The following is a 19961-nucleotide window of genomic DNA, read 5'->3' on the forward strand; positions in this document are numbered from 1 at the left end:
CAAGATGGTGATCGGCACCGTCAAGGGCGACATCCACGACATCGGCAAGAATCTGGTCGGCATGATGATGGAGGGCGCGGGCTTCGACGTCATCGACCTCGGCATCAACAATGCGGTCGAGAAGTATCTGGAGGCGATCGAGCAGCACCAGCCCGACATCATCGGCATGTCGGCGCTGCTCACCACCACCATGCCCTACATGAAGGTCGTCATCGACACGATGAAGGAAAAGGGCATCCGCGACGACTATGTCGTGCTGGTCGGCGGCGCGCCGCTCAACGAGGAGTTCGGCAAGGCGGTCGGCGCCGACGCCTACTGCCGCGACGCGGCGGTGGCGGTCGAGACCGCCAAGGACTTCATGAAGCGCAAGCACAATGTGCGGGCTTCGGCTTGAGCCCAGCGGCTTCGCAATGAACAATGAAAAAAGCCGCGCCTTGCAGCGCGGCTTTTTTGTTCCCAGATTCTGGAAGACCGTGGATCAGGGATTCTTGACGGTGTCCTCGACGGCATTGGCGGTCGATTTGACGTCCTTGCCGACACCGCGGATCGTATTGGCGCAGGCCGAAAGGGCCAGCGCGCAGGCAAGAATGGCGATGGGGCCAAGGCGCGACAGTTTCATGGACGGTGTCTCCCTCGTTCTGTAGGTAAGAAGATAACGCAACCAAATCGGTTCGGCTGGTTCTATGAGTGCCGTGCGAAAAGCGCAACCCGATCAAGGCGAAAGGCTGCTCGTCATCGCCTGCGGGATGATTGCGCGCGAAGTTCTGGCCGTCAAGCAGCAGCTCGGGCTCGACCATCTCGACCTGACCTGCCTGCCGGCGGAGTTCCATTTCTATCCGGACCGCATCCCGCCGGCGATGGACAAGGCGATCGAAAAGGCCAAGGCCGAGGGCTACCGGCACATCTTCGTCGGCTATGCCGACTGCGGCACCGGCGGCATGCTCGATCGCATCTGCGAGAAGCACGGCGTCGAGCGCATGGCCGGGCCGCACTGCTTCGCCTTCTACCAGGGCATGGACGCCTACGCGAAGCTCGCCGACGACGACATGATGTCGTTCTACATGACCGATTTCCTATGCCGCCAGTTCGACGCCTTCTTCATGAAGCCGCTTGGCCTCGACAGGCATCCCGAACTGATCAAGGACTATTTCGGCAATTACCAGAAACTGGTCTATATCGCCCAGACCGACGATCCGGAGCTCGACAGGGTTGCGGAGAAGGCAGCGGCGCTGCTCGGCCTGGCCTATGAGCGCCGCTCGACCGGCTATGGCGATCTGACGACGGAACTGGCCGAGGCCGCCACACGCGGCTGACCTGCTGATCAAGAGGGGGGAATCGATGCGTTTTCGGGCTTTGCTTCTGTCTGTGTGCCTGGGTGTCGGCTTGACCCTGCCAGCTCACGCCGATGGCGAGGTGCAGAAACTGATCACCGCCGCCGACAAGGCGCGGCTCGACAAATATGGCGAGACGCGCAAGGCCGCCCTCGAGGAGGCCAAGGCCGGCGACCCGGCCGAGGTCAAGCAGTTGGATACCCTCCTCGCCAAGCCGCTGGTGGCGTTTTCCGAAAAGGACCTGACCGGCACCTGGAAATGCCGCACCATCAAGGCCGGCGGCTTGAGCCCGCTCGTCATCTATGGCTGGTTCAATTGCAAGGTGAGCGATGACGGCTCCGGCTGGAGACTGGAAAAGATCAGCGGCTCGCAGCGCACCAAGGGCCGCTTCTTCGACGAGAGCGAAAAGCGCGCCATCTATCTCGGCTCGTTCACCGTCAACGAAGATCCGGCCAAACCTTATGGCAGCGGCCCGCAGAGCGACCAGGTCGGCTATGCCTTCCGCAACAGCGCCGCCGAATGGCGCATTGAATTCCCGGCGCCCTACTACGAATCGAAGCTCGACATCATGGAATTCAAGCGCTGATTCCACCCAGAGACCTTTGGTCTCGCGCCGTCACCAAGGATTAACCCCACCAGCCTAGCATGCCGCGCGTTTGCGCAGGCCGCTCCCATCCGGGCGCGCCGGGCGCTCCGACACCAGGTGTTCCCCAGGGGGTGGCACGAACCATGGCAGCGCCAATGGCAGATCCACGACCGATCGTCGTCGTCACCGAGGGCGGTCCGCACATCTGGGCGATCGTCAACGCCATCGCCGATCGGCTCGGCCCTGTCAGCGTCGTCCTCGAAACACCTGAATCCAAAAAGCAATTGCTTCTCGGCCGGGCTCGGCGCCAGGGCTGGATCTCGGCCATCGGACAACTTGGCACCATGGTGCTGACGCGGCTTGGCAAACGGTTCTTTTCCGGCCATGCGGCACGATTGATCGCCGAGCAGAAACTGGAGACCGAACCCCGCCCCGGCCAGACCATCATCGACATCCCCTCGGCCAATGGGCCGGAGTGCCTTCGGGCGATCGCCGACCTCCAGCCGGGTGTGGTACTGCTGGCCGGCTGCCGGCTGCTGTCGCGGCAGACGCTGGCGAAGATAGCCTGTCCGGTGCTTAACTATCATGCCGGCATCGCCCCCAAATATCGCGGCATGAATGGCGGCTACTGGGCGCTGGCCTCGGGCGACGCGGGCAATTTCGGCAGCACCGTGCATCTGGTCGATGCCGGCGTCGACACCGGCGGCGTGCTGCGACAGGCGCGCGGCAAGCCTGAACCGGGCGACACCATCTCAAGCTACGCGCTGCGGCAGGCGGCATTCTCGCGCGACATCTGCGTCGAAGCGGTCGGTGACGCACTGGCGGGCAAGCTCGCCACATTCGATCCCGGCCTGCCCTCGAAACAGTGGTATCATCCGACGATCTGGTACTACCTTTGGACCGGCTTGACGAAGCGCATCTGGTAGCCGGCCGGCCGCGCTATTTCACCTTTCTTTTTGCGACCTCCAATAGCGTCGCTTTTGAATGCGCGCGCGTCGTCCCATAACAAGCGGCCCCAGTGCGCATGCGGCAATGCTCGCAGCTGCTGCATCGGCCCGAAGTCGGACTCGATCTTTGGAAAGCACGATGCAGCGAAGTTAAAGTGGTAGAGCGTCCTTTGTGCGTCCAAAAAGGACGCACGGCGCTCTACGGGAGTGAGAAATTTATGGCCGATCTGATCGTCGTCTACTGGCGCGACATCCCCGCCCAGGTCATCGTCAGGAAGGGGCGGCAGAACGCCAAGCGCGAACTGCCGCTGCGCTTCACCGAGGCGATCGACATGTGCGCCATGCGCACCGGCGCTGGCGGCACCGATGACTATCTGGCCGAATGGCGCAAGGCCGACCCGGTTCCGGTCGGCGACGACCTCGAGGCCGAGGTCGAAAGGGCCTTCCACGAGCTCGACACGAAATACGACCGCGAGCGGCTGGTCGCTCTGGTCAAGGCGGGCGGAAAAGAAAATGTCTGAACAGCAACCGGCGGTTACCCAGGCCACTCTGGTCAAGAAGGCAGCGCCGAAATCCGACTACAAGCCGGCCGACGTGTCGCCGCAGCGGCGCGTCCAGCGTTCCTTCGCGGTGAGATTGTGGTCTATCCGGCACTCACGATTGCTCGAATGGTTCTACAGCCGCTTCGCCGACATCTTCCTGCTGTTGCATCCATTGTGGAAAGGCATCGGCTACGGTCGCGTCGAGGCTCCGGTCAAGTTCGTCGAGAAGCGCGTCAAGGGCTTCATGTTCGACTGTCGCATGTGCGGCCAGTGCGTATTGTCGTCGACCGGCATGTCCTGCCCGATGAACTGCCCGAAGCAGCTCCGCAACGGCCCGTGCGGCGGCGTGCGCGCCAACGGCAATTGCGAGGTCGAGCCCAACATGCCCTGCGTCTGGGTCAAGGCCTGGGAAGGTTCGCGCAACATGGTGCATGGCGACAAGATCCTCGACGTGCAGAAGCCGGTCGACCAGTCGCTGCGTGAAACCTCCGCCTGGCTGCGCGTGACCGCCCAGGCAGCCGCCGCGCGCCAGCCGGCTGACAATGCAACCAAGACCGGAGCGTCCGCATGACCATCCGCCAGCGCGACGAGAACCCGGCCGGCATCCACCTGCCGCTCGATCCCTTGCCCGGCCACACCTCGCGCGGCCGTCTGGAGCGCGTGCTGAGGCGCGGCGAGTTCGCGGTGACCACCGAGCTCAACCCGCCGGACAGCGCCGATCCGGAGGACGTATACAACCGCGCCAAGATCTTCGACGGCTGGGTCGACGCCATCAACGCCGTCGATGCCTCCGGCGCCAACTGCCACATGTCCTCTGTCGGCATCTGCGCGCTGCTCACCCGCATGGGCTATGCCCCGATCATGCAGATCGCCTGCCGCGACAAGAACCGCATCGCCATCCAGGGCGACGTGCTGGGCGGCGCCGCGATGGGCGTCGCCAACATGCTCTGCCTCACCGGCGACGGTGTGCAGGCCGGCGACCAGCCCGGCGCCAAGCCGGTGTTCGACCTCGATTCCATGTCGCTGCTCGAGACCTGCCGCATCATGCGCGACAACGGCAAGTTCCTTTCGGGCCGCAAGCTGACGACGCCGCCCCAGATCTTCCTCGGCGCCGCCGTCAATCCCTTCGCCCCGCCCTTCGACTTCCGCCCCATCCATCTCGGCAAGAAGATCGCCGCCGGCGCCCAGTTCGTGCAGACGCAGTACTGTTTCGACGTGCCGATGTTCAAAACCTTCATGCAGAAGGCGCGTGACCTCGGCCACACCGAAAAGGTCTTCGTCCTGTGCGGCGTCGGGCCGCTGGCCTCGGCCAAGACGGCCAAGTGGATCCGTTCCAACGTGCCGGGCATCCATATCCCCGACGCGATCATCAAGCGGCTGGAAGGCGCCCAGGACCAGAAGAAGGAAGGCAAGCAGCTCTGCATCGACATCATCAACGAGGTGAAGGAAATCCCAGGCGTCGCCGGCGTCCATGTGATGGCCTATCGCCAGGAGGAGTACGTCGCCGAGATCGTCGATGAATCGGGCGTGCTGAAGGGCCGCCAGCCCTGGAAGCGCGAAATCCGCCGCGACGACCAGCTTGTCGCCGACCGGCTCGATCACATTCTGCATGACGAGATTACCGAAACCCAGGTGGACATGGTGAAGACCGCGCATTGAGAGCCGGGGCGATCACCATTCGCTTGAACGAAATCAGATAACGATATAAAGAACTCTTTATATCACGACGGAGAGATTGCATGACCCGCACCATCGTCGCGTCCGCGACCAAAGAAATCATCATCGGCTTCGACCAGCCCTTCTGCGTGATCGGCGAGCGCATCAACCCGACGGGCCGCAAGAAGCTCGCCGCCGAAATGGTGGCCGGCAACTTCGAGACCGTCATCAAGGATGCGCTGGAGCAGGCCGCGTGCGGCGCCACCATGCTCGACGTCAATGCCGGCGTCACCGCCGTCGACCCTAACGCCACCGAGCCGGCGCTGCTGGTGCAGACGCTGGAGATCGTCCAGGGTCTGGTCGACCTGCCGCTGTCGATCGACAGTTCGGTCACCGCCGCCATCGAGGCGGCGCTGAAGGTCGCCAAGGGCCGGCCGCTGGTCAATTCCGTCACCGGCGAGGAAGAGAAGCTCGAAGCCATCCTGCCGCTGGTCAAGAAGTACAATGTCCCGGTCGTCGCCATCTCCAACGACGAGACCGGCATCTCGATGGACCCGGATGTCCGCTTCGCCGTCGCCAAGAAGATCGTCGAGCGCTGCGCCGATTTCGGCATTCCCGCCCATGACGTCGTCGTCGACCCGCTGGTGATGCCGATCGGCGCGCTGGGCGATGCCGGCCGCCAGGTGTTCGCGCTGCTGCGTCGTCTGCGCGAGGAGCTCAAGGTCAACACCACCTGCGGCCTCTCCAACATTTCGTTCGGCCTGCCGCACCGCCACGGCATCAACGCCGCCTTCATCCCGATGGTGATCGGCGCCGGCATGACCTCGGCGATCATGAACCCGGTGCGTCCGCAGGAAATGGAAGCGGTGCGCGGCGCCAATGTGCTCAACGGCACCGACGAGAACTGCACCAACTGGATCCGCACCTACAAGGACTACAAGCCGGCCGAGGGCGGCCACGCCGTCGCCGCCCCCGTGGCGGTTACCGCTCCTGGCGAAGGCGCCGCTGGCGGCCGCCGCCGCGGTGGCCGTGAAGCCCGGATGGCCAGGGGATAAGCGCGCAATCGTGAGCCTTTCCGCAAACCTCGCTGAACCGATCGCACCTTTGGTGTGGTCGGTTCAGTCTGCTTTGCGCTCAGGCCAGGCCCAGGATCGCGTCGAACACGGCCATCCCCGCCCACGACCCGAAAATGCCGGTCACGCCGCCAACGATGAAATCATCGTCGGCGGCAGGCCAGAAGGCGTGCAGCAGCAATGCCGCGACGATCGCGCCGACAATGCCGGACGCCAGATATTGCGGATTGCGCAGCCAGCGGCCCTTCAGCACCCGCACCATCGTGAAAGCGGTGAATATGGCGGACAGCAGGAGATCGGACATGATTGGCCTCTGGACCATCAAACACTCCACCCAACAGTGAAACGATCCGTTAAACGGCATCGACAATCATCACCGAGACCGATGCAGGCATGAACTCGCACACCAACATCACCGACCCGCTCGTGCTGTTCATGCCGTCCGGCAAGCGCGGCCGGTTCCCGGTCGGCACGCCGGTGCTCGATGCCGCGCGCCAGCTCGGTGTCTATGTCGAGAGCGTGTGCGGCGGGCGCGCCACCTGCGGACGCTGCCAGATCGAGGTGCAGGAAGGCAATTTCGCCAAGCACAAGATCACCTCCTCCAATGACCACATCTCGGCCAAGGGCGCCAAGGAAGAGCGCTACGAACGCGTGCGCGGTCTGCCCGAGCGGCGGCGCCTGTCCTGCTCGGCGCAGATCCTCGGCGACCTCGTCATCGACGTGCCGCAGGATACGGTCATCAACGCCCAGACCATCCGCAAGGACGCCGACACCAGGGTCATCGCCCGCGATACCGCGATCCGCATGTGCTATGTCGAGATCGAAGAGCCCGACATGCACAAGCCGCTCGGCGATCTCGATCGGCTGAAGATCGCGCTGATGAAGGACTGGGGCTTCAAGAGCCTCGAGTTCGACTTCTATCTGCTGCCGCAGGTGCAGGGCATCCTGCGCAAAGGCAACTGGGCGGCCACCGCCGCCATCCACAAGGATGCCGACAGCGACATCGCGCGCGTCATAGCGCTTTGGCCGGGCCTTAAGAACGAGGCCTACGGGCTGGCCTGCGACATCGGTTCGACCACCATCGCCATGCATCTGGTGTCGCTGCTGTCGGGCCGCGTCGCCGCCTCGTCGGGCACGTCCAATCCGCAGATCCGCTTCGGCGAGGATCTGATGAGCCGCGTCTCCTATGTGATGATGAACCCGGACGGCCGCGAGGGCATGACGGTCGCCGTGCGCGAGGCGGTCTCCGGCCTCGTCGACAAGGTCTGCGCCGAAGGCAATGTCCATCGCAACGACATCCTGGATTCCGTCTTCGTCGGTAATCCGATCATGCACCATCTCTTCCTTGGCATCGATCCGACGGAGCTTGGCGGCGCTCCCTTCGCGCTCGCCGTATCGGGCGCCGTGCGCATCAAGGCCTCCGACATCGGCCTGAAGCTGAACCAGGGCGCGCGCCTTTACATGCTGCCCTGCATTGCCGGCCATGTCGGCGCCGACGCTGCGGCCGTCACACTGTCGGAAGGCCCGCACCGCCAGGACGAGATGATGCTGATCGTCGACGTCGGCACCAATGCCGAGATCGTGCTCGGCAACTCGACGCGGGTGGTGGCGGCCTCCTCGCCGACCGGCCCCGCTTTCGAAGGCGCGGAGATTTCTGGCGGCCAACGGGCGGCGCCCGGCGCGATCGAGCGCGTGCGCATCGATCCCGAGACGCTGGAGCCGAAATACCGCGTCATCGGCTCGGAGCTTTGGTCCGACGAGCCGGGCTTCCTCGAAAGCGTGCAGGCGACCGGCGTCACCGGCATCTGCGGCTCCGGCATCATCGAGATAGTGGCGGAGATGTACCTTGCCGGCATCATCTCCGAGGACGGCGTGGTCGACGGCTCGCTCGCCGCGCGTTCGCCGCGCGTCGTCGCCAATGGCCGCACTTTCTCCTATGTGCTGAAGGACGGCGAACCCAGGATCACCATCACCCAGAACGACGTGCGCGCCATTCAGCTCGCCAAGGCAGCCCTTTACGCCGGCACCAAGCTACTGATGGAAAAGCAGAACACCGAGCATGTCGACCGCATCCATTTCGCCGGCGCCTTCGGCTCCTTCATCGATCCGAAATACGCCATGGTGCTGGGCCTGATCCCGGACTGCGATCTCGACAAGGTCTCGGCAGTCGGCAACGCCGCCGGCGCCGGTGCCCGCATGGCTCTGCTCAATCGCGGCTACCGCCGCGAGATCGAGGAGACGGTAAGCCGCATCGAGAAGATCGAGACCGCGCTTGAGCCGAAATTCCAGGAGCACTTCGTCTACGCCATGGCGCTGCCGAACAAGGTCGATCCGTTCCCCAAGCTTTCGGCTGCGGTGAAATTGCCGCCGCGCAAGACGGTCAGCGAGGACGGTGTTGCCGGCGACGCCACGCCGCGCCGGCGCTCGCGCGAGGGCCATGCGGCAAGGCGCGGCCGGGAATAGCAGCCTCTCGCCGCCTCCCAAAGTCTCCCATTTTCATTTGCATGCAAATGTTTCCGGATCGCCCTATCCGGAAACCGAAACGCTGTTTTCGTGAAATCCGCTGGAAACACGCCGGGCGCATTTAGGCACCCGTCGAACGGCCGGCCGGAAATGTCTTCCCGCCGCCGCTTCCGGAGGAAACACCATGTCGATGTTCGAAAGCCTCGGCCGCTATGGGGTGGCCATCAAGCTTGCGCACAGCAGGAACAAGTCGATCCGGGCCCTGAACAGTCTGCCCGTCGACATCCAGAAGGATATCGGCTGGCCGGCGTCGCCGCCGAATGATCCGCAGGCCGTGCTTTCCCAATTGCTCCTGGGCTCGGCGCGCTGATGACGTTCGCCGACAAATGCAAGCTGCTGGCCAAGCGCCGGGGCCGTGATGCGGCTCCGGCTGCCGGCGACAACAAACTGCGCGTCGCCTTGCTGCCGCGCCGCTAGACTGGACGCAGCGGCACGGCAGGATCACACAAGCGTGTTGCACCCGGCGCAAATCTTGACATTTCCGCCCAAGACACGATCTTCGGATTAGAGGGGAATTCTCTTAGTCGGCTCCGCCGAAGTTCGTGTATCCGCATGCCCAGCTTCAAAAGTCACGTCGTTTCTTTTGTCCTCAGGCATAGCCGCAAGCAGGCCTTTTCCAGTCCGGAAAACCTGCAGCGCTGGATCGCCTATGCGCGCAAGACCGAGGATCACCATCCGCCAGCCTCGCTGCGCACCCGCTTCGATATCGCCGAGCGCATGGTGAACGGCTTTCCCGTTTATGAGATCGCGCCAAGGACCGGCGAGCGCAAGCGCATGCTCTATCTGCATGGCGGCGCCTTTGTCTTCCAGATCACCTCCTACCATTGGGGCCTGATCGCCGAGATGGCCGAGCGGCTGGGCTTCGGCATCACCGTGCCGATCTACCCGATCGCGCCCGAGCACGACTTCCACGCCATGTTCGGCATGGTCGGCAAGGTCTACCGGCAGATGCTCGAGGATACGGAAGCCGCGGACATCGTCTTCATGGGCGATTCCGCCGGCGGCAACATGGCCGTGGTGCTGACCATGATGGCGGCCGAGGACGCCTTGCCGCTCCCCTCGCACCACGTCCTGATTTCGCCCGGACTCGACATGTCGCTCTCCAACCCCGAAGTGTTCGAGGCCGAGCGCAACGATCCGTGGCTTGGCATCGCCGGCGGGCTGGAGGCGATCCGGCTCTACAGTGCCGGCATCGATCGCGCGGACTGGCACATCAGCCCGCTCTACGGCGACCTTTCGGTATTGCCGAAGACGCTGCTATTGACCGGCTCGCACGACCTGCTCACCCCCGACAACCTGATCTTCGCCGAGAAGGCGCGGGCCGCCGGCGTCGAGGTGGAGGTCGTCTACGAGGAAGGCATGTTCCACGTCTGGCCGCTGATCGAGATGCCGGAGACGCGGCGCGCGCGCAACAGCATCGTTGCCTTCCTGACTGGGGAAACCAGAACGCGGCCGGTCAAGGCTCGTGGCTGGTCGCTTGAGGGTCACGCCGCGACCTGACCCTTAGCCGGACTTGCCAGCCAAGCTCAGAACTTGCCGGTTTCCTTGAACACTTCGAAAGTAGCGCGGATATGGTCCGCGACCGCCTTCACCGGCGCACTGGCGTCCGGCGTCACCACCATGGCCAGGTTGTAAGTGCCGATATCGGGCATGCCGTCCTTCGGGCTAAGCGCGACCATCTCGTCGCCGAGGAACGATCGCGGCAGCGGCGCGACCGCGAGGTCGGCCATAATGGCGGCGCGCTGGCCGGCCGTGTGCGCGCTCATATAGGCGACGCGGTAGTTGCGGCCCTCGCGGCCGAGCGCCTCGAGGGCGCCGGCCCGCCACACGCAGCCCTCCTCCCACAGCGACACCGGCAGCGGCTCGCGCAAATGCGCGCAGCCGCCCTTGGCGCCGGCCCAGACGATCGGTTCGGTCAACAGCACCTCGGCGCCGAGCGCGCTGGTCTTGTAGGAGTTGGTGAGCAGAGTGATGTCGAGCGCCCGGTCGTCCATGCGCCGGCGCAGATTGATGCTCTGGTCGATGGTGACGTCGACGGCGATCGAGGGATGCGACTGTGCGAAGCGCTTCAGGACATGCGGCAGCACGCGTTCGCCGTAGTCGTCCGGAGAGCCCAGCCGCACCACGCCGACAATGTCGGGGATGATGAACTTCGACACCACCTCGCGGTTGATCGACAACAGCCGGCGGGCATAGCCGAGCAGCATCTCGCCGTCAGTCGTCAGCGTCACCGAGCGCGCGTCGCGCGCGAAGACGGAGCGGCCGAGGATGTCCTCCAGCTTCTTGATCTGCATGGAGACGGCCGACGGCGTACGGAAGACGGCGGTGGCGGCCGTGGTGAAGCTGCCGGTTTCGGCAATTGCCACGAAGGTGCGCAGGACATCGAGATCGAGCAGCGGCAGCGGATGATTGAGTGGGGCGTTCATCGGGGTCAGCCTTCAATTTTTCTGATGCGAACGATCATTCCATTTCGTTTGATTGAACATCAGTTTGGTAGGATAGTCAACTCCATCGAAGCAGGCTGTTGCCACAAGCAGCCATCAAACGACCCCGGCACGGACCTGCATTCGACAGAAATGAAGCTGAAACAGACTGCCGCCGGGCAACTCCCGGCCCAACGCAAAGGAGAATGAAATGTCCATCCTTTCCTCCATCGGCCGGCTTGCGACCGAATTCACCGCGGCCCGCGCCCGTTACCAGACCGAACGCGCCATCCATGCGCTGCCGATCGAACTGCAGAAGGATATCGGCTGGCCGGAAGCCGCCGATGCCAGGACCGGTGCTCGCCACGGTGTGGGATCCTGGGCTGGAGCAAAGTAAATCGTGTGTATCAAAACCTGAAGGCCTGCCCGGCGGACCCAGCCCGGCAGGCCTCTCTATTTTGTCCAACCGCCTGTTTTGTTTGCATTCAAATGATTTTTCCGAGCCATGCTACGGCTGCATGACGCATATGAACCAATCGCATAACGCTGCTTTTTCGATTTAACGCGTTGTAAACAATCGTAAATCCTGGGCACATTGCCCAAAAATGTCGCAATTGGTGTCGCTTTTCATAACAAGCGCTTCGCTTTTGCGATTTCGTTTTCGTTCGCACAAGCCTATATCAACGCCAGCAAACGAGCTGCCCCACTCCATCACGCGAAGGCGACCCGTCTGAGCAACCGAATGGAGATGATTATGAAGCTTCTTGCCCGCCTGTTCCACCGCCGCGAAATGAACCTGACGACCGCGCTCGAGCGCCAGCGCCTTTCCAAGACCATGCCCGGCCAGACCGGCGCCCTGGCCGCCGCACGCCTCGGTTTCGTCGCCTGATATTGAGACTTTAGGCGCGGCGCCTCCCAGCCGACGCTGTGAAGTTGACCTCCCCGCCGCTTCGGCAAGACCGAAGCGGCGTTTCTTTTGCCCAGGGGCCGTTCTGCCCGCTCCGGTAGCACATCGGGGCCTATTCCCCAGGCGATTGCCCATTTGCGACCCATGTCGCAAATTTAATTGTCCCAAACCTCTCTAGGCGATTGACAGGAATGGTTTTTCCTGATGTCGCTATGCTATTCGCGACATCCTGTTCGCGTCATGGCCGCGTGAGGTTTCCCGTGAATGCCGTAAAGCACCCGATCAAGAGATCGTTTGTATTTTTCCTCGTCCCCGACTTCACCATGATCGCCTTCGCGACGGCGCTCGATCCGTTGCGCTCGGCCAACCGCATGCTTGGCTACGAGGCCTATAGCTGGCGCCTGGCGAGTATCGACGGCAAGCCGGTGCGCGCCTCGAACGGCGTCGAATGCGCCGTCAACACCTCGCTTGAGGAGGAGCGCAGGAAGATGGCCGGACCGGACCGGCCGAACATGGCCATCGTCTGCAGCGGCGTCAATGTGGAGCGCTACCAGAACAAGTCGGCCTTCGCCTGGCTGCGCGAGGAATACAATCGTGGCGTCGCCGTCGGCGGGCTGTGCACCGGCGCGCATATCCTTGCCGCCGCCGGCCTGTTGTCCAACAAGCGCTGCGCCATCCATTGGGAGAATCTGCCCGGCTTTTCCGAAGCCTTCCCCAAGGCCAACGTCTTTGCCGACCTGTTCGAGATCGACCAGAACATCTACACCTGCGCCGGCGGCACCGCCGCGCTCGACATGATGCTGAAGCTGATCGGCGACGATTTCGACGAGAGCCTCGTCAACCGCGTCTGCGAGCAGGTGCTGACCGACCGTGTGCGCAGCCCGACCGACCGCCAGCGCCTGCCGCTGCGCGCCCGTCTTGGCGTGCAGAATTCCAAGGTTCTGACCATCATCGAACTGATGGAAGCGAACCTCTCCGAGCCGCTGTCGCTGATCGAGATCGCCGACCATGTCGATCTCTCGCGCCGACAGATCGAGCGCCTGTTCCGCACCGAGATGGGCCGTTCGCCCGCCCGCTACTACCTGGAGATCCGGCTCGACCGCGCCCGCCATCTCTTGATCCAGTCGTCGATGCCGGTGGTCGAGGTGGCGGTGGCCTGCGGCTTCGTCTCCGCCTCGCATTTCTCCAAATGCTACCGCGAGCTCTATGCCCGCTCGCCGCAGCAGGAACGCGTCGACCGCAAGCAGCTGCTGGCGGCCTGAGGCGGAGCGGTCATTCCACGAAGGCGAAGTCCTGCTCGCTCGCGTGCAGCATGCCTGCCAAGGTGCGCAAGGCCTCCTCGAGCCGCTCGATCGGCGGCGCCGCAAGCGCCAGCCGAACGGCATTCGGCGCGTGTCCGGGGCCGACGGCGAAGGCGCTCGACGGCGTGATCGCGATGCCGCGCCTCGCGGCGACGGCGACGAAAGCCTGCGAGCGCCAGTGTTCCGGCAAAGTGAGCCACAAATGGTAGGAACGCGGGTCAGCCTGCACCTCGAACCCTGAAAGGCAGTCGGCGGCGAGACGCTGGCGACGGCTGGCATCCTCGCGCTTGGCTGCGACGAGTTCGCCGACAACGCCGTCGGCGATCAGCCGCTGCGCGGCGTTGAAGGCGAAGCCCCCTGCCCCCCAGCCGCCGGAACGGATGCAAGCCATGACGCTTTCCCTGAGCCGCGGCGGCGCACTGACGAAGCCCAGCGTCAGCCCCGGCGCGACGCGCTTCGACAGGCTGTCCAGCACCACGCAATGGTCAGGCGCCAGCGCCGCCAGCGGCGCCTCGTCGGCGAGGAAGCCGTAGACCGCGTCCTCGATCATCACCAGGTCGAGGCTTTCCGCGAGCCGGGCCAGGTCTTCGCGGCGAGCGGCGGGCATGGTGATGCCGAGCGGGTTGTGCAGCACGGGCTGCACGTACAGCGCGGACAGCCGCGCCTCGCGATGCGCCTTCTCGACGGCGTCCGGGCGCACCCCGTTCTCATCCATGGCGAGCGGCACCAGATTGACGCCGAGCCGCGCCGCGATGCCCTTGACCAGCGGATAGGTCACCGCCTCGACGCCGCAGCGCGCACCGGTCGGAACCAGGGTGGCGATCGCGGTGGCGATCGCTTGACGGCCGCCGCCAGTGAAGGCGAGCCCATCGGGCCGGGGCGACCAGCCGCCGCGGGCGAGGAAACGGGCGCTTAGCTCTCGCGCCGCCGGCGTGCCGCCGCTGGTCGCCGGCCTCAGTGCAATCTGCATTGCGTCCGTATCGCCAAGTCCGGCAAGGCTCTGCGACATCAGTTGCGCCTGCCCCGGTAGAATTGGGAAATTGAACTCCAGGTCGATGCGCGGATCGCCGGGATCCGTGGTCGCCGCGGCACCCCGGCGCGATTGCCCCGACACATAGGTGCCGCGACCGACCTCACCGACGACCAGGCCGCGCCTCAATAGCTCGGCATAGACGCGGGTCGCGGTCGATGCCGCGATGCCGCGCTGGTAGGCGAAGCTGCGCTGCGGCGGCAGCCGCTCGCCGGGCCTCAGGCGGCCCTCTGCGATCTCCAGGGCGACGTCATCCGCGAGCTTCAGGTATTCGTTTGCCGACATAATTGCACCGAGAGCAATGTTTCGATTGCACCGAGGCAATTAGCATGCGATTTCCTAGGTCGCAAGGCAAACATTGCACCGAGGTCGAGCCAGCTCGAGGACAGGTGCAGCCGAAAAACCCGGATGAACCGGCCGGACAGCGGTCAATCAGCGTCGTGCTAGCGCACGCGCAACCCCCGCGCTCGCCCGAACGGCGGCGCCGACAGCAAAGGAGACAGAGATGACCTCGATCGTTCAGGCCACCACCAATCACCATCCGCAGCACCGGCTCGCGCACTCGATGCGGCATGGCTTCGGTGCAATCCGTAAGGAGATGCGAGCGCGCAAGGCAATGCGCGCGCTGCGGCAACTCGACGATCACCTGCTGACCGATATCGGTCTGGCGCGCGGCGAGATCGCGTTCGCCGTGCGCGAGGGCCGCTAGGAGGCGCGACGTTCGACCAACCGTTCGAGAACCCGCGAGGTCGCCATGATCACCTTGCTTTTTGCCGCCGAGCTTGCCGCCGCCGTGCTCGCCACGTCGTTTATTTCCGGCATCTTCGGCATGGCCGGCGGCATGATCCTGATCGTGGTGCTGATGGCGATCATGCCGTTGACGGTGGCGATGGTGCTGCACGGCCTCACCCAGCTCACCGCCAACAGCTGGCGGGCCTGGCTCTGGTGGAGCGCGATCCGGTGGCGCATCGCTGCCTTCTATGCCGTAGGCGCACTCGCCGCCGCCCTGTTGCTGGCGGCGATCGAGCTGGTGCCGAGCAAGCCGGTCGCGCTGATCACGCTGGCGCTGCTCTCCTTTCCCGGGCTGTCCGTGCCGCGCGCCATCGCGCCCGACATCCGCCGCGGCGGCCACGGCGTCTGCTGCGGCTTCCTCTGCACGACGCTGCAGCTCACCGCCGGGGTCTCGGGGCCGATCCTCGACGTCTTCTTCATACGCACCGGACTAGACCGCCGGCAGACCGTGGCGACCAAGGCCGCCATCCAGGCGCTTGGGCACTTCCTCAAGGTCGTCTATTTCGGACAGTTGCTGGTCACCGGCACCGACGTCCTGGCGCCGACGGCGGTGGCGCTGGCTATCGCGCTGGCGGCAATCGGGACGCAGCTTTCGCGGCGCGCCCTCGATGCCATCAGCGACGCGCATTTCACGCGCTGGAGCCGGTGGCTGATCGTCGCCACCGCCGCCACCTGCCTGGTCCAGGGCATTGCCCAGCTCGGCGGACCGCGAGCGCTTGCGGCAGCGACGCCCGCGGAACAGCAGACCGACCAGAACGAGCGCATGCAGGCGGCAGTCCCAGCGCCGGGTGCAAAGGCCCGGTCGGAGTCTTGAATCTCCGCTTGACGTCGGGCAGTCTTGGCTCAGATCACGGCCGGCTCAATACCGCTCGCCGCAATAGCATTCGGCTGATGAGATGCGATCGTTCCAGCCGGTATTGCTGAAATCGCGGACCCTGCGATTGAGCTCGATCGACCGGCCTCGCATCCTCGTATCCGAATAGGCGACGAGGGTGCAGCCGCGGCTCACGATCACCGAGGAGACGCGATCGTTCCAGAACTGGCCGCCACGAAAGCTCACCGAATCGTCCGCCCCCAATTCCAGCGCGCGGCCGCGAAAATTCGAGTGCTCGAACATGACGCAGCCCGCATCGCCGTAATACTGAGCACTGGCGCTGCCGGCGCAAAACACCGATGCGGCCGCCATCAGGATTGCGACAGATTTCATGGGACGTCTCCTCGTTTGCGCATGGAAGCCGTATGATCGGCACGGCGCGACGACTTTGCATGGCCGGCACCGGACAGGCAAGCCGGGGCATGACAACTAGCGGCTGTCGAACATCCAGCTGCGGTCGCGCCACATTTTCTCGCCGACCTGACAATCCACGATCGGCTTGTCCTGGGCGAGCACCATCGGCGGATGGGCTGCCTCATCGGCCGCCCATTGCGGCGAACCGGGACCTGCAAGCTCCAGCACCAGCTTGCGGCGGATCGCTTCCGGAAACTGCGTCCAGTCGTTGACCGGGATCATGAAGGCGCCGGGACCACCGATGACGCAGTCGCTGTAGTAGCGGTCGAGATCATTGACGTCGTAGGCGCCGGTGAAGCCGCCGCGCGTCATCAACGGCAGCCCGTTGATGGTGATGCCCTGGCTCACCACGATATCGCGCGCGAGGTTGACGGGCGCGCCCTGGTTGTTGGGCCCGTCGCCGGAAATGTCGATGACGCGCTTGACGCCCTGAAAGCCGCTTTCGGCGAAAAGATCGCTGCCGAATTCCAGCGCGCCGGAAATCGAGGTGCGCCTGGCGCTGTCCGGCGGGTGGGCGTTGAGCTGCTCGACCACGCGCTCGGCATCGGCCCGGTTGGCGATCGCCGTCCACGGCACGATGACCCGCTGCCAGTTGCTGCCCGCCCATTCGACGTAGGTGACGGCGATCTTGCCATAGGCGCCGTCGGCAATGGCTCGCAGCACCAGATCGTGCGTCAGCGCCGCCGCGTAGCCATGGCGCTGGATCTCGAGCTCTTCAGGCGACATCGACAGCGAGACGTCGACGGCAAGCACCAGCTCGATGTCGACGGGTTCCGCGGAGGATGCGGGCGTCGCGCAAAGCGCCGACGCCAGCGCGGCGCCGAACGGAAGGAGATGTCTTGCACTGGCAAAAGCAGACATGCCGCGACGGTAAGCGAGAATCGCGGCCGGACAAAGCGAAAAGCCCGGCGGGAGCCGGGCTTCTCGTGCGCTAGAAAGAACTCAGCTTCGCGGCTTCAGACTCTCCGGATCGTAGAGCGGCTTGTAGCCGACGCCGGCAACCTCGACCGGATAGGTCTCGCCGAAATACTCGACCTGCAGCTTGCGCCCTTCCTGGGCGTAGGCCCAGGGCAGATAGGCAAGCGCGATGTTCTTGCCGATGGTCGGGCCGTAGGCGACCGAGGTGGTGAAGGAGCGGCGGCCGAGTTCGTCGACCAGCGTCTCGCCGGTCGCGGGGTCCAGCACCGGCATGGTGCCGACCGGATAGCGCGCGACGCCGTTCGCATCGATGTTGTCGGTCATCACCAGCGTGCACAGCATCGCCGGCTGATGCTCGCGGGCGCGATACTCCACATGCTTGGCCTTGCCGCAGAAATCGTTCTCCTTGACCTTCGGACGTGCAAGGTCGGCCTCGAGCAGATTGTACTCGGTCAGCAGGTCGGCGTTCTGCAGCCGCAGGCTCTTTTCCATGCGGCGCGTGTTGGCATAGGTCTCGACGCCGAACGGCATGACGCCGGTCGAGCGCAGCGCGTCCCAGACGGCCAGGCCATCCTCGTAGCGCATGTGCAATTCCCAGCCCTGCTCGCCGACATAGGAGATGCGGAACGCCGTCACATCCTTGCCGCCGATCCGGATCGGCTTGATCGCGGCGAAGGGGAAATTCTCCGGCGTCAGCCCGTTCGGATCCTCGACCACCTTCTGCAGAGTGGTGCGCGCGTTCGGGCCCCAGATGCCGATGGTGACGTATTTTTCGGTCACGTCGGTGACGGTGACGTCGAAGCCTTTGTCCTGCGCGGTGCGCTGCATGTAGCGGAAGTCGCGCGGACCGGCGTCGGCGCCGTCGATCACACGGCAGCGGTCGGCCATGCGGATGACGGTGAAGTCGGCGCGCACCATGCCTTCCTCGTCGAGGAAGTGGGTGTAGATGCCCTTGCCGATGTTGTTGTCGCCGCCGATCTTGGCCGCGCACAGCCATTCGAGCAGCGCGACATGGTCGGGCCCTTCGACGTCATACATCGAGAAATGCGACAGGTTGACGATACCGCAATCCTCGCTCATCGCCAGATGCTCGGCATTGGAGACGCGCCAGAAATGGCGGTTGTCCCATTCGTCCTGGCGCACCGGCACGCGGTTGCCGTATTTCTCCAGCAGATGCTCGTTGGCGGCATAACCGTGGGCGCGCTCCCAGCCGCCGAGTTCCATGAAATAGCCGCCGAGTTCCTTCTCGCGCTCCCAGAACGGCGAGCGGCGTATGTTGCGGCCCTTCGAGAACGGCTCGCGCGGATGCACAGCCGGATTGTAGACCTTCATCGCCGTCTCGGTGCAGCGCTCCCAGATGAACTCTTCCTTCGTCTGGTGCGGGTAGAAGCGCGCATAGTCGATGGCGTGATGGTCGATCGAGGTGCGGCCGTCGGTCATCCAGTCGGCGATCAGCTTGCCCATGCCGGGGCCGTCCTTGACCCAGATGGCGACGGCGTACCAGAGGCCCCTCACCTTCTGGCTCTCGCCCATCGACGGGCCGCCGTCGGTGGTCACCTGCAGCAGGCCGTTGAAGGAATGGCTCTCATTGTAGCCGAGCTCGCCCAAGATCGGCGTCAGCTCCATGGCGCGTTCCAGCGGCGCCAGGATCTGCTCCATGTCGAGATCGCGCTGCGACGGCGACAGCCGCGCCTGGTCCTTTTCGAGCAGGTCGCGCGGGTGGCAGAGACGCGGATTGTTCTCTTCGTAATAGCCCCACTCGATCTGTCCGCCCTCGGCGGTCTTCGGGTCGCCGGTGTCACGCATATAGGCCGAATTGCCCTGGTCGCGCAGCAGTGGCCAGCCGATCTCCTTGCCGGTGCCGGCGAACTCGTTGTAGGGGCCGAAGAAGGTCAGCGGATGGTCGATCGGCATCACCGGCAGGTCCTCGCCGACCAGCGCCGCGGTCAAACGGCCCCAGATGCCGGTGCAGACGACCACATAGTCGGCCATGATCGTTCCGCGCTCGGTCACCACGCCCTTGATGCGCCCGTTCTCGACGATCAGCGACTTGGCCGAGGTGTTGGCGAAAGACTGGAGCTTGCCGGAGGCCACACCCTGGTCGACGAGCTTGCCGGCGACCGTCTGCGAGCGCGGAATGACCAGGCCGGCATCCGGATCCCACAAGCCGCCCTGCACCATGCTCTCTTCGATCAGCGGAAACTTTTCCTTGATCTCGGCCGGCTCGATCAGCCGCGCCCGGGTGCCGAAGGATTTGGCGGAAGCGATCTTGCGCTTGATCTCCGCCATGCGGCTGTCGTCGCCGACGCGCGCGACTTCGAGGCCGCCAATGCGCGCGTAATGGCCCATCTTCTCGTAAAAATCGATCGAATAGAGCGTTGTCCAGCAGGACAGGAAGTCATGGCTGGTCGTGTAGCAGAAGTCGGACGCGTGCGCCGTCGAGCCGATATCGGTCGGGATGCCGGACTTGTCGATGCCGACAATGTCGTCCCATCCGCGCTCGATCAGGTGATGGGCGATGGAAGCGCCCACGATCCCGCCCAGCCCGACGATGACGACCTTCGCCTTTTCCGGAAACCCTGCCATTGCCCGTGACTCCAAAGTGGTAAAGCGGGCGGACTATAGGGCGGAGCGGTGTCGCGAT

At 64.5% G+C, this 19961-nt stretch carries 23 protein-coding genes; 16 read left to right on the plus strand and 7 right to left on the minus strand.

Annotated elements, in window-relative coordinates; all coding sequences use genetic code 11:
• The coding region (locus EN846_RS12545) for a cobalamin-dependent protein (RefSeq protein ID WP_189523006.1) at positions 1 to 394 on the plus strand (394 nt) is incomplete at its 5' end.
• Positions 395 to 478: 84 nt separating this feature from the next.
• Here the strand turns inward: EN846_RS12545 and EN846_RS12550 are convergent.
• Complete coding sequence (locus tag EN846_RS12550) at positions 479 to 619, minus strand: entericidin A/B family lipoprotein (RefSeq protein ID WP_127393868.1); 141 nt, start codon at positions 617 to 619, stop codon at positions 479 to 481.
• A 64-nt stretch (positions 620 to 683) separates the two neighbouring features.
• On the opposite strand from EN846_RS12550, the gene EN846_RS12555 reads away from it, so the two are divergent.
• The 7 genes from EN846_RS12555 to EN846_RS12585 all read left to right on the plus strand — a co-directional run bounded on the left by EN846_RS12555 (position 684) and on the right by EN846_RS12585 (position 6117).
• A complete protein-coding gene (locus tag EN846_RS12555; RefSeq protein WP_127393869.1) occupies positions 684 to 1313 on the plus strand; it encodes a DUF1638 domain-containing protein in 630 nt (209 codons plus the stop codon).
• Positions 1314 to 1338: 25 nt separating this feature from the next.
• Complete coding sequence (locus EN846_RS12560) at positions 1339 to 1917, plus strand: DUF4893 domain-containing protein (protein ID WP_127393870.1); 579 nt, start codon at positions 1339 to 1341, stop codon at positions 1915 to 1917.
• Positions 1918 to 2060: 143 nt separating this feature from the next.
• Positions 2061 to 2843 carry a formyl transferase gene (locus tag EN846_RS12565; protein ID WP_127311104.1) on the plus strand — a complete coding sequence of 261 codons (783 nt, stop codon included), beginning with the start codon at positions 2061 to 2063 and terminating at the stop codon, positions 2841 to 2843.
• 239 nt (positions 2844 to 3082) lie between these two features.
• Positions 3083 to 3385, plus strand: coding sequence for a virulence factor (locus tag EN846_RS12570; RefSeq protein ID WP_127285133.1), 303 nt, complete (start codon positions 3083 to 3085; stop codon positions 3383 to 3385).
• Positions 3378 to 3977, plus strand: coding sequence for a methylenetetrahydrofolate reductase C-terminal domain-containing protein (locus EN846_RS12575; RefSeq protein ID WP_127285132.1), 600 nt, complete (start codon positions 3378 to 3380; stop codon positions 3975 to 3977). The genes EN846_RS12570 and EN846_RS12575 overlap by 8 nt, the downstream gene beginning before the upstream one ends.
• Entirely contained in the window at positions 3974 to 5065 is a 1092-nt protein-coding gene (locus EN846_RS12580; RefSeq protein WP_127285131.1) for a methylenetetrahydrofolate reductase, read from the plus strand. The genes EN846_RS12575 and EN846_RS12580 overlap by 4 nt, the downstream gene beginning before the upstream one ends.
• 80 nt (positions 5066 to 5145) lie before the next feature.
• Positions 5146 to 6117 carry a methyltetrahydrofolate cobalamin methyltransferase gene (locus tag EN846_RS12585; protein ID WP_127285130.1) on the plus strand — a complete coding sequence of 324 codons (972 nt, stop codon included), beginning with the start codon at positions 5146 to 5148 and terminating at the stop codon, positions 6115 to 6117.
• Between the two features lie 79 nt (positions 6118 to 6196).
• Here EN846_RS12585 and EN846_RS12590 read toward each other — a convergent pair whose 3' ends face one another.
• A complete protein-coding gene (locus tag EN846_RS12590) occupies positions 6197 to 6457 on the minus strand; it encodes a hypothetical protein (RefSeq protein WP_127393462.1) in 261 nt (86 codons plus the stop codon).
• Between the two features lie 71 nt (positions 6458 to 6528).
• On the opposite strand from EN846_RS12590, the gene EN846_RS12595 reads away from it, so the two are divergent.
• The 3 genes from EN846_RS12595 to EN846_RS12605 all read left to right on the plus strand — a co-directional run bounded on the left by EN846_RS12595 (position 6529) and on the right by EN846_RS12605 (position 10158).
• Positions 6529 to 8598: an ASKHA domain-containing protein gene (locus EN846_RS12595; RefSeq protein ID WP_127393461.1), complete on the plus strand. Its 2070-nt coding sequence runs from the start codon at positions 6529 to 6531 to the stop codon at positions 8596 to 8598.
• A 184-nt stretch (positions 8599 to 8782) separates the two neighbouring features.
• The gene (locus EN846_RS12600) at positions 8783 to 8968 is read left to right on the plus strand and encodes a hypothetical protein (protein WP_127393460.1); all 186 of its coding nucleotides are present in this window, start codon (positions 8783 to 8785) and stop codon (positions 8966 to 8968) included.
• 242 nt (positions 8969 to 9210) lie between these two features.
• Positions 9211 to 10158, plus strand: coding sequence for an alpha/beta hydrolase (locus EN846_RS12605; RefSeq protein WP_127393459.1), 948 nt, complete (start codon positions 9211 to 9213; stop codon positions 10156 to 10158).
• Positions 10159 to 10184: 26 nt separating this feature from the next.
• Here EN846_RS12605 and EN846_RS12610 read toward each other — a convergent pair whose 3' ends face one another.
• Positions 10185 to 11084, minus strand: a complete 900-nt coding sequence (locus tag EN846_RS12610; protein ID WP_127284690.1) for a LysR substrate-binding domain-containing protein — start codon at positions 11082 to 11084, stop codon at positions 10185 to 10187.
• Positions 11085 to 11292: 208 nt separating this feature from the next.
• On the opposite strand from EN846_RS12610, the gene EN846_RS12615 reads away from it, so the two are divergent.
• The 3 genes from EN846_RS12615 (at position 11293) to EN846_RS12625 (ending at position 13250) form a co-directional block, all read left to right on the plus strand.
• Positions 11293 to 11478: a hypothetical protein gene (locus EN846_RS12615; RefSeq protein ID WP_127284691.1), complete on the plus strand. Its 186-nt coding sequence runs from the start codon at positions 11293 to 11295 to the stop codon at positions 11476 to 11478.
• 198 nt (positions 11479 to 11676) lie between these two features.
• The gene (locus EN846_RS35090; protein ID WP_187331318.1) at positions 11677 to 11970 is read left to right on the plus strand and encodes a hypothetical protein; all 294 of its coding nucleotides are present in this window, start codon (positions 11677 to 11679) and stop codon (positions 11968 to 11970) included.
• A 341-nt stretch (positions 11971 to 12311) separates the two neighbouring features.
• Entirely contained in the window at positions 12312 to 13250 is a 939-nt protein-coding gene (locus EN846_RS12625) for a GlxA family transcriptional regulator (protein WP_348627112.1), read from the plus strand.
• 10 nt (positions 13251 to 13260) lie between these two features.
• Here EN846_RS12625 and EN846_RS12630 read toward each other — a convergent pair whose 3' ends face one another.
• Positions 13261 to 14604, minus strand: a complete 1344-nt coding sequence (locus EN846_RS12630; protein ID WP_135859619.1) for a PLP-dependent aminotransferase family protein — start codon at positions 14602 to 14604, stop codon at positions 13261 to 13263.
• Positions 14605 to 14884: 280 nt separating this feature from the next.
• Between EN846_RS12630 and EN846_RS12635 the strand changes: the two genes are divergently transcribed.
• Together EN846_RS12635 and EN846_RS12640 are read left to right on the plus strand one after the other, a co-directional pair.
• On the plus strand, positions 14885 to 15028 hold the full coding sequence (locus tag EN846_RS12635; RefSeq protein ID WP_127393168.1) for a DUF1127 domain-containing protein: 144 nt from the start codon (positions 14885 to 14887) through the stop codon (positions 15026 to 15028).
• 45 nt (positions 15029 to 15073) lie between these two features.
• Positions 15074 to 15925 carry a TSUP family transporter gene (locus EN846_RS12640; RefSeq protein WP_127393163.1) on the plus strand — a complete coding sequence of 284 codons (852 nt, stop codon included), beginning with the start codon at positions 15074 to 15076 and terminating at the stop codon, positions 15923 to 15925.
• Positions 15926 to 15970: 45 nt separating this feature from the next.
• Here the strand turns inward: EN846_RS12640 and EN846_RS12645 are convergent, their stop codons facing one another.
• The 3 genes from EN846_RS12645 to EN846_RS12655 all read right to left on the minus strand — a co-directional run bounded on the left by EN846_RS12645 (position 15971) and on the right by EN846_RS12655 (position 19903).
• On the minus strand, positions 15971 to 16318 hold the full coding sequence (locus tag EN846_RS12645; protein WP_127393164.1) for a peptidase inhibitor family I36 protein: 348 nt from the start codon (positions 16316 to 16318) through the stop codon (positions 15971 to 15973).
• A gap of 96 nt (positions 16319 to 16414) precedes the next feature.
• Positions 16415 to 17260 (minus strand): DUF1194 domain-containing protein, encoded by an 846-nt coding sequence (locus EN846_RS12650; RefSeq protein WP_127393165.1) that lies wholly within the window; start codon positions 17258 to 17260, stop codon positions 16415 to 16417.
• An 81-nt stretch (positions 17261 to 17341) separates the two neighbouring features.
• Complete coding sequence (locus EN846_RS12655) at positions 17342 to 19903, minus strand: FAD-dependent oxidoreductase (protein ID WP_127393166.1); 2562 nt, start codon at positions 19901 to 19903, stop codon at positions 17342 to 17344.
• Between the last annotated feature and the right edge of the window lie 58 nt (positions 19904 to 19961).

The sequence above is a fragment of the Mesorhizobium sp. M4B.F.Ca.ET.203.01.1.1 genome (genome assembly GCF_004791025.1).
Taxonomy (GTDB): domain Bacteria; phylum Pseudomonadota; class Alphaproteobacteria; order Rhizobiales; family Rhizobiaceae; genus Mesorhizobium; species Mesorhizobium abyssinicae.